The sequence below is a fragment of the Arsukibacterium sp. genome (assembly GCF_036735525.1).
Classification (GTDB): Bacteria; Pseudomonadota; Gammaproteobacteria; order Enterobacterales; family Alteromonadaceae; genus Alishewanella.
Genome location: NZ_DAINOE010000189.1, coordinates 1 through 2,327, shown reverse-complemented (window position 1 = coordinate 2,327; position 2,327 = coordinate 1). Strand labels below are relative to the sequence as shown.

At 49.3% G+C, this 2,327-nt stretch carries 3 protein-coding genes; all 3 read right to left on the bottom strand.

All coding sequences use genetic code 11. The features are described 5' to 3' along the window. On the bottom strand, positions 1 to 1,507 hold a 1,507-nt coding region (tnpC, locus tag V7D78_RS17135; RefSeq protein WP_333609665.1), incomplete at its 3' end, for an IS66 family transposase. A 92-nt stretch (positions 1,508 to 1,599) separates the two neighbouring features. Continuing rightward, positions 1,600 to 1,956: an IS66 family insertion sequence element accessory protein TnpB gene (gene tnpB / locus V7D78_RS17130; protein ID WP_333609664.1), complete on the bottom strand. Its 357-nt coding sequence runs from the start codon at positions 1,954 to 1,956 to the stop codon at positions 1,600 to 1,602. Positions 1,957 to 1,958: 2 nt separating this feature from the next. Further along, positions 1,959 to 2,243, bottom strand: coding sequence for an IS66 family insertion sequence element accessory protein TnpA (gene tnpA, locus V7D78_RS17125; protein ID WP_333609663.1), 285 nt, complete (start codon positions 2,241 to 2,243; stop codon positions 1,959 to 1,961). Positions 2,244 to 2,327: the final 84 nt, after the last annotated feature.

The window sequence follows — 2,327 nt, the reverse complement described above, 5'->3', positions numbered from 1 at the left end:
GTAGCTCGGTTAACAAGCGGCATAGGTAATCATACGGCTCCAGTCCGTTGATTTTGGCGGTCTCGACCAGGCTATACAGTGCCGCACTCGCTTGTGCACCCGTCTTGGTATTGGCAAACAACCACGCCTTGCGGCCAATGACGAACGGTTTGACGGCACGCTCAGCACGGTTGTTGTCGATATTCAGCTGACCATCTTCCAGATAGCGGATAAGCTTGGGCCACTGGTTCAGGCTATAGGTTATCGCATTCCCTAGCAGGCTTTCTTTTACGACACTCTCGCTTGATTTATCCAGCCAGCTTTTGAATTGCTCTAGCAGCGGTTTGGCCAGCGTTTGTCTGGCATCATATTTCTTATCAGGCGGCGCGGTTTTTAATTTACTCTCCAGTGCATAGAGTTTCTGAATATGGTTAAGAGCCACATCTGCCTTACCCGTTTTGCCTTTACCCTGCGCTTTTTGCGCTTCGACGAACTTGCGTCGGGCATGCGCCATACAGCCCACTAAGGTTGCGTTGGTTTTCTCATACCCGGCATAACCGTCAACCTGCAGGTAAGCGGTAAACCCCGCCAGGAAGTCAGTTGGATGTTGACTACTACGACTATCCTGGTAATCAAACAACACCAGCTTAGGGCCAGTACTTTTCTCTAAGCCACAGCCATACACCCACATGTAACAGGTGCTTTTCTCAACATCCAGCACATTGACAGTAGTTTCATCTGCCCACAGCACCGGCTGTTTAAGAAGCTCAGTTTTCATTAACGCCAGTAGCGGTTTAAGTTTCTCTGCGCAGGTTATCAGCCAGCGGCTCATCGTTTGACGGCTAAGCTCAATACCCGCCTGATTAAACAACTGCTCTTGTCGGTATAGCGGTAAGCCATAGTGCATTTTGCTGCTGATGATTTGGGCAAGCAGACTTGGTGTTGCCATGCTTTTCGGGATAACTGCCGGTGGCACATCGGCAATTTTAATGTCGACCTTTGTGCCATTGGTCTCACACTGCCGGCAGCTGTATTTCAGCCGGACGTTTCTAAGCACCCGGATTTGCGCTGGCACGAATTCAATTTGCTCACTGACCTCTTCACCCATTTGATGCAGGGCATAGCCGCAGCAGGCACAGGTTTTATCGTCAATGTCATGGATAACGTCAACACGGGGCAGTTCAGGGGCAATGCGCGGCCGGCGTGGTTTAGTAGTTTTCTCTGCGGTCTCTGCCTCAGTAGCAGGCGGCTCGTCTTCAATAAGCTGCTCGGCCTCATTTAAGACTTCACCATCGCCTTCGTAAGTCTCACTGGTGGGGCTGAATTTATGGTACTGCGCCAGGTTGTAACGCTCTAGCAATTGCTGCAACTTATCTGACAGCTGCTGATTAACCCGCTCTAGTTTGGCGATGCGTTTGTCCTTTTGCGTGAGTTTTTTCTCATGCTTGGCAAGCAGCGCAGTCTGCTCAAGCAGCATTTTCTTGAGCAGTTCAACGTCGTCAGGTAGGGTTTCAGGTATCTTTTTCATGGCCGTTATTGTAACGGCCAATTAAGCTAAGTGCTTGGTAAGATTTAGATTGTTTTGGCTGCGATCAAAAGGATTTATAGCCGATCGGCATATCAACCGACACTCTGGTAATGCAGTGGCTGATGCGCGGTGATTTTTTGAATATCGACACCTTGCAACAGCCAATGCCACTGCTGCTCACTAATAGACAGTATTTTGCCCGGCATCTGCCTTGGCCAGCGGAATTTATCTTTTTCAAGTCGCTTGTACCACAGGCAAAACCCGGTGCTATCCCAGTACAGCACTTTTAACCGGGTGCGCTGCTGATTGCAAAACACAAACAAAGCGCCACTAAAAGGTGAGAGCTGCATCTCTTGCTCTACCAGCAACGATAAGCCATTAATGGATTTACGAAAATCGACCGGCTGTTTATGCAAATAGACCTTGGGCACATCGATGAACATTTTCATGGTCAAAGCGCTCTGAGTAAGGCTGCTAACCACAGCGCATCGGTGCCGGCAGGAAACTGCAATTCGACATCGCGCTTGCGTAGCAAAATGGATTGATTCAGCAGCAAGCCCTGTGGCGTCAGCTCAACAAAGCCGCTGTCATCATCCTGAAACGCTAACAACTGGCGCTTGCGATAACTAAAATAAGTGGGAATGATCCCCTGACGTTTTGCAAATTCTGTTTGGGTGAGGCCACTTTGGGCTTGCTCGGCAAACAAGGCCAACCATTGTTCTTTGGTGCGGTGCATGATGATTACCCTGGCAGTTGATAATAGCAGACAGGGTAAAGTTGATCAGTTAGGATTGGAATGTGTGGTTGGCGTTACGCTCAC